Raw genomic sequence first — 6,164 nt, forward strand, 5'->3', positions numbered from 1 at the left:
TGCTCACTCCGACCAGCCGTGACAGGAGATGTTCCCATGCGTGTCGAGATCTGGACCGACGTCGCTTGCCCGTGGTGCTACGTCGGCAGAGCCCGCTTCGATCGGGGCCTGGCCGCGTTCGACCACCGCGACGAGGTCGAAGTGGTGCACCGTTCGTTCGAACTCAACCCCCAGGCCGAGAACGGCACCGTGCCGATCATCGACGCGGTGGCGGCGCAGTACGGCCGGACCCGGGAGCAGCAGGTGGCCAGGGAGGAACAGGCCGCGGCCATGGCGCGCGAGGTAGGGCTGGACTTCCGCATCGGCGGACGTGTCTTCGGTAACACCTTCGATGTGCACCGCCTCATCCACTTCGCCAGGTCGCACGGCCGGCAGGCCGAGATGATGGATCTCGCTTTCCGGGCGAACTTCGCGGAGGAGCGGTCGATCTGCGACAAGGAGACGCTGGTGGCCCTCGCAGTGGAAGCGGGTCTGGACGAGGCCTCGGCCCGGGAGGTGCTCGACGATGCGACCGCGTTCGCCGCGGACGTGCGGGCCGACGAGCGACTGGCGGCCGAGATGGGGGCCGGCGGTGTGCCCTTCTTCGTGCTGAACCGCCGTTACGGAGTCAGCGGCGTCCAGTCGCCCGAGACGTTCACGCGGGCCCTGGAGCAGGCCTGGGCGGACCGGGCCGCCGCGTGAGACGTGGCCCCTCGGGGCCCCGAGCTGAGAAGGGACCATCGCCGGCATGGCCCGGCCGGCCCAACCGGCGGATGGTTCCGTCCGCCGGTCGGACGGTACGACGCACACGCGCGTGCACCCGAGACGGGTGAGGGACCGAGCCACCCGGCCCGGCCAGGTCCTTTTCGCGCGGCGGTGATCAGGTGATCAGTTGCCGCCGTCCTCCCAGTGCTGCGTCACGGGGGTCGCGGTGACGGCGTTCTCGTAGACCAGCGCAACGCGGTGGCCGTACTGGATGGTGTACATCTTCTTGCCGCCGAGGACGACCGTTCCGCTGCTCTTGTCGTAGTCGTCCGTGACGGCCGGGGCCTGCGTGGCGACGTACGCCTGACCCGCGGGGACGGTGTACACGGTGAGGGGGGCCTGTGTCGAGGGCGAGATGCCGGCCGGGTACTCCGAGGCGTCCGGGTAGCTGCGGCCGTAGACGGCCACCGAGGCGGAACCAGCCGGGCGGATCATCTTCACCCCGTAGGCGATCTTGGCGTTCTGGCCGTCGGGGTTGTAGAACCACACCTTCGCACCGCTGAACCAGATCGCGGTCCAGTCGCCGCTCACATCCGCGACGACGAACTGCTGCCCGGACTGGGCCGTGCTGCCCCAGTCGCTGATCTCGTTCGTGCCCGGGGCGTTAGGGCGGAGCGCCTGGTCACCGAACAGCGGAGCGGATGCGTCCGGGGCGGTGCGCACGTAGACGAAGTTCGACGCCTGCTGCCTGTCCGTGCAGGTGGTCGTGGGATCGGACGGGTCGTCACCAGGACAGACACGCACGGTCTGCACGTTGTCGGCGAACGGCGGATCGATGGTCACTACCGAGCCCACGGTCGGGACGCGGTGCGTTCCGCTGTAGGGGTGGCCGAGGAGCGTCATGAAATGGTCCCAGTCCCAGCCGTTGCCCGGGTCCCAGTGCATCCCGGCGGCGTGAGCGTCGTCCGGACTGTCAACGTTGTCATGCCCGATGACGTCTGACGGTCCAAAGGTATGTTGAACCGTGCCGCCAGGTACGTGACGAGGTCGGCCGTGGCCTCGTACTGCGCCTCCGTGTACCACGTGGCGCCCTGCGCGGCGTACCCCTCGTGCTCGATGCCGATGGAGTGCAGGTTCATGGAGTAGTTGCCGGCGTGGAAGGCGATGTCCTTGGTGGGCGCCATCTGCGTCACCGCGCCGTCGGACGACCGCATCACGTAGTGGGTCGCGGCGCCGTTGGTCTGGGAGGAGAGGCCCTTCACGCCGGCGTCGTAGGTGGTCTCCAGGTCGTGGATGACGATGGTGTCGATCCGGATGCCGTTCGCGGGCCGGTTGGACACCTGCACACCCGCTGCGGAGCCGGGCACGAACGTGCACGCGACAGCCGACGGGCACTCGGTGTCCGCGGTGGCCGCCGCCGTCAAGTGCAGCCGGTCGATCTGCGCCTTCGCGGGGCGGATCGAGGGGACGGCAGTGAGGCGGACGCGCTGGCCGTCGCGCGTCGCGGTGGAGGCGCCCTTGCGGATGGTGCCGAAGACGCGGTCGGCGAAGGCCACCGCCCCCTGCCGGTCCGTCGACTGGCTGTAGCGGGCCACGGCACCGAACCACAGGGCCGGGTCCGCCGGCGTGCCACCGGCCACCTTCTTCTCGTACGAGGCGAGGAGCGCCGCGCCGCCGCGGATGTTGGCGGCGGGGTCCTTGCGCAGGGTGTCCGGCGACATCCCGGTCAGCTTCGCGGCGGCCTGGAGAGTGTGCAGGGCCGGCTTCGCCGCCAGGGAGGCGAGGTCCTTCCGGCCGGCACCGCCCGCGGCTCCACCGGCCATCATCGCCGGGGTGACGTCGGTGAGGTGCATGGGACCGAAGCCGCCGTCGGTGCTGTGCTGCGCCCCGTGGGCGTCCCACGCAGACTCCTCGTAGGCGACGCCGAGCAGCACACTGACCGGAACGTGGTACTCCGCGGCGGCGGAGGCGAAGTCCTGCTGCCGGGAGGTGACGGTGGAATCAGTCGCGGCGAGTGCGGTGAACTGCGTTGCGGTCAGGCCGCCTGCGGCCAACGCGCCCGCCGCGATCATGACGGGGAGACGCAACCGTGTTTTCCTCTTGTGCAAAATGACGATCCTTACGCGAAGTGGGAGTGAGCGGTCATCAGGTGTGAGCCGCAACCACATGTGCCGAGCGCGTCGGCGGACATGACGGGTCGGTAGGCACATGAGTCGGACAGACGGTCAACGCGATTCCGTGGACGGCCGGAGCCCGACGAGCCTCCGGCCTGGTCACGATGTGAACTGCGGTCGCACACCTAGCTGTAGCGGGTGCCACGTCCACAGTCGGCCCTCCGCTTCACACGTACCTTACGGGAACACCAGCCGGCGCTCGGACCCACCCCTCGTCGGCGTCGGGTAGTGGCGGCAAACCCGGAACCTCGAGCGGTTCGGATACGACGTATCTGTCGGAATCAGTTGAGGACGCCGCGTTGAGGGACGGGCTCCCCGGCGCAGCGTCGAAGTCCCGCCAGGGGCCGAGGTGTTGTCCGTCCCGGGGTACGGTCCGGAGGGCGGACGGGGTGGATGCACGTCGTTCCCTCGGCGGGGAGTTCAGTCCGCAGGGCAGGGTGTGTGCCCCATGAAATGACGCGTGACACCAGTGGGTGCGTCCCCGGCTCCATACGTCCCGTGGTCGCGCGGCGAAGGCCGTGAACCCACCGCGCGACTGTCCGTCTGCGACGTACGGGGCGCCGGGTCGTCGCAGCCGCCCGAGTGCCTGTCAGGAGCCGGCAGGCGACCGCCGTCCGTGACACCCAGCAGCGCCAGGCAGGTCGGCCTGTCGGCCCGAGAGAAGGTCGCCTACGACAGGCTGCTGCACTTCTACCATGACGGCTTCGGCTATGCGGCGATGATGAACCAGAGCCCACAGACCATCGGTTACGCCCTCGCCGACTCGCCCCTGGCGATGGCGGCGTACTACTACGACAAGATCGCGGAGTGGACCGACTCCGGCGGCGAGCCCGAGAAGGTCCTCACCTACGACGAGATGCTCGACGCCATCTCGCTGTACTGGCTGACCAACACCGGGGCATCCTCCTCCCGGCTGTACTGGGAGGGCTACCAGGCCGGCGGCGGACCGTTCGACGCGTTCGACCCCCGACGTCCCGGTGGCGGTCACGGTGTTCCCGGCCGAGATCTACCCCGCGCCGCGGAGCTGGGGCGAGCGGGCCTACGGCAACCTCATCCACTGGAACGAGGTCGACAAGGGAGGTCACTTCGCCGCCTGGGAGCAGCCGCGACTGCTGTCCGAGGAGCTGCGCACGGCGTTCAGGTCGCTGCGGCACTGAAGCTCCGCCGCGAGGTGCTCATGCCTGGGGCCGGTTCAGCCGGCTGAACCGGCCACGGACCGCTCAGCACACCTGCGGCCTGATTCGGCGCGCGTGCTCAGTGCCCCGCGCTCATGCCGCCGTCGACCAGCGGCGGACTACGTCGTCGTGCGCAGCTACGGCGGCTCCACCAGCAGCTTGCCGCTGGAGGACCTCCTCGACGGCAGGGCGTGGATCGCGCACACCTACGACGGCTACCCGCTCTCGCCCGAACACGGCGGACCGGCCCGGCCGGCCTGGGGCCCCGAACGCGCGGCTGAGGCGGCCGGCCAGCAGGACAAGGCCACCAGCACCAGGCCGAGGCCGACGAAGGAAAGGAGGACCTCGCGCAGCTCGGGACCGTACCGGCCCTGCGCCCGCAGTTCGGCCACCCGCTGCCGCCACAGCGACCGGCGCGACGCCAGGACGGACGAGTCCGGCCGCCGCAACCTCGTCATCCCGCCCGCCCTCCTCCTCTCGGTCTTACGGCATCCCCCGTGCGGACACGCGCTCGCCCTCGGCTCCGCCGGTCCGACCGTACACCGGCGGCCACCCGGCTCAGGACCCCGCGCCCACCCGCGCACCGCCGCCGCTCACCGCCCGGGGATGGGTAGTGTCAGGGACACCGTCTTGCCCTGTCCGTTCGGGGAACTGTTCCACGTGTCGGCCAGCGCCTCCACGATCAGCAGACCCCGGCCGTGTTCCGCTTCCGCGTTCTCCTCCTCGCCGAGCGACAGCGACGAGGGTATCGGCGGGTTGCTGTCGGAGTCCCGTACCTCCAGCCGGAGGTGGTCGTCGAAGGCCCGCAGCCGCACATCCACGTCACTGCCGGCGTGGATGAGCGCATTGGTGACGATCTCGGAGACGACCAGCTCCAGGGGCTCCGACATCTCCTGCAGCCCCCAGGAGCCCAGCTGGTCCTGGACGAACGTGCGGGCCGCCCGGACCCCGAGCAGATCACGGCGCTGGATGTGCAGGCTCCCCACCCGCGGTTCCTCCTGCCCCACCGCCCCGCCGTACAGCGCCAGCAGCAGGACGGCGTCGTCGCGGCGCTGCTGTGGCGTGGAGCCGTCCTCGACGACCAGGTCGGCCAGCTGTTCGAGATCGGGTGCAGAACCGCCGCTGTCGGCGCCGAGCAGCGCGTGCAGACGCGCCTGCGGATCGGGCACGTCCCAGCCGACGAGGCCGTCCGTGTACAGCATCAGGACCGAACCGCGCTCAAGACGGTGCTCGCTTGCCTGACACGCGTCCGCCGTGGGAACGCCCAAAGGCAGGTTGGCCGGAGCGGTCAGGACGCCGATGCTCCCGTCCGGCCGCCGTACCAGGGGCGGGGGATGCCCGGAGAGGGCCACCTCGGCAGTGCCGTCCAGCGTGTCCAGCGAGACGACGCAGCAGGTCGCGGTGAGGTCGGTGCCCAGTGCGGCCAGGAGTCTGCCGGTCCGGTCGATCACCGCGGCGGGACGGTGGCCCTCGGCGGCGTAGGAGGCCACCGCGGTGCGTATCTGCCCCATGACGGCGGTGCTCTCCACGGAGTGTCCCTCGACGTCGCCGACGACCAGCACCGCCCGGTCCTCGGGCAGCGTGATCACGTCGTACCAGTCACCCCCCATCCTGGTGGTGACGCCGGCGGGCCGGTACCGCGCCGCGGTCGCCAGCCGCGGCAGATCCGAGGTAAGCATTCAGCAGGAATGCGGCTGATCGGTGACGGTGTGTGAGGTGTCCTGGTCAGGTGACTCTGCGCGATGGGTGGCATCCAGAGGTTGCCAGTGAAGGCGCGGTGGATGGCGTGGAAGGCGCTCAGGCCGTGTTTGCGTGCAGAGTCGAGGTAGGAGCGCACGGTGAGCCAGGCCGCCGCCCCGTGTTCGGACTGGTGGCAGCCGGAGATCTTCAGCTGGGTCTTCACCGGCCGCAGGGCCCGTTCCCCGCAGTTGTTGGTGAAGGGCACGTGGAGCGGGTCGTCGGCGTACCGGAGGATGGCATGAGCCTGATCGCGCAGGCGTTCCAGCAGATTGCGGGCGGTGGTCTGCTTGCGTCCCTCGGCCCGGGGGTGCTCGGACAGGCCGGTCTTGACGCCCTGGTGGAACGCCTGGAGGTGCAGCAGCAGGGCCTCGGGGGCGATCTCGTGAATCTC

Annotated in this window: 7 protein-coding genes and 1 pseudogene; 3 read left to right on the forward strand and 5 right to left on the reverse strand. The window is 70.2% G+C overall.

Annotation, left to right across the window (positions count from 1 at the left end):
* Positions 1-36 precede the first annotated feature (36 nt).
* Complete coding sequence (locus tag ACZ3TS_RS01810; RefSeq protein ID WP_467612574.1) at positions 37-681, forward strand: DsbA family oxidoreductase; 645 nt, start codon at positions 37-39, stop codon at positions 679-681.
* A 186-nt stretch (positions 682-867) separates the two neighbouring features.
* Here the strand turns inward: ACZ3TS_RS01810 and ACZ3TS_RS01815 are convergent, their stop codons facing one another.
* Complete coding sequence (locus ACZ3TS_RS01815) at positions 868-1,629, reverse strand: hypothetical protein (RefSeq protein WP_467612577.1); 762 nt, start codon at positions 1,627-1,629, stop codon at positions 868-870.
* Entirely contained in the window at positions 1,584-2,771 is a 1,188-nt protein-coding gene (locus ACZ3TS_RS01820) for an N-acetylmuramoyl-L-alanine amidase (RefSeq protein ID WP_467612580.1), read from the reverse strand. The genes ACZ3TS_RS01815 and ACZ3TS_RS01820 overlap by 46 nt, the downstream gene beginning before the upstream one ends.
* A gap of 703 nt (positions 2,772-3,474) precedes the next feature.
* On the opposite strand from ACZ3TS_RS01820, the gene ACZ3TS_RS01825 reads away from it, so the two are divergent.
* On the forward strand, positions 3,475-4,062 hold the full coding sequence (locus ACZ3TS_RS01825) for a hypothetical protein (RefSeq protein WP_467612583.1): 588 nt from the start codon (positions 3,475-3,477) through the stop codon (positions 4,060-4,062).
* 82 nt (positions 4,063-4,144) lie between these two features.
* Positions 4,145-4,285, forward strand: a pseudogene (locus tag ACZ3TS_RS01830) (molybdopterin-dependent oxidoreductase); the annotation flags it as partial.
* Here ACZ3TS_RS01830 and ACZ3TS_RS01835 read toward each other — a convergent pair.
* The 3 genes from ACZ3TS_RS01835 to ACZ3TS_RS01845 form a co-directional block, all read right to left on the reverse strand.
* On the reverse strand, positions 4,249-4,491 hold the full coding sequence (locus ACZ3TS_RS01835) for a hypothetical protein (RefSeq protein WP_467612586.1): 243 nt from the start codon (positions 4,489-4,491) through the stop codon (positions 4,249-4,251). The pseudogene ACZ3TS_RS01830 and the gene ACZ3TS_RS01835 overlap by 37 nt on opposite strands.
* Positions 4,492-4,626: 135 nt before the next feature.
* Positions 4,627-5,712, reverse strand: a complete 1,086-nt coding sequence (locus ACZ3TS_RS01840) for an ATP-binding SpoIIE family protein phosphatase (protein WP_467612589.1) — start codon at positions 5,710-5,712, stop codon at positions 4,627-4,629.
* The coding region (locus tag ACZ3TS_RS01845; protein ID WP_467612592.1) for an IS66 family transposase at positions 5,619-6,164 on the reverse strand (546 nt) is incomplete at its 5' end. The genes ACZ3TS_RS01840 and ACZ3TS_RS01845, both read right to left, overlap by 94 nt.

This window comes from Streptomyces sp. NPDC022910 (assembly GCF_055561075.1).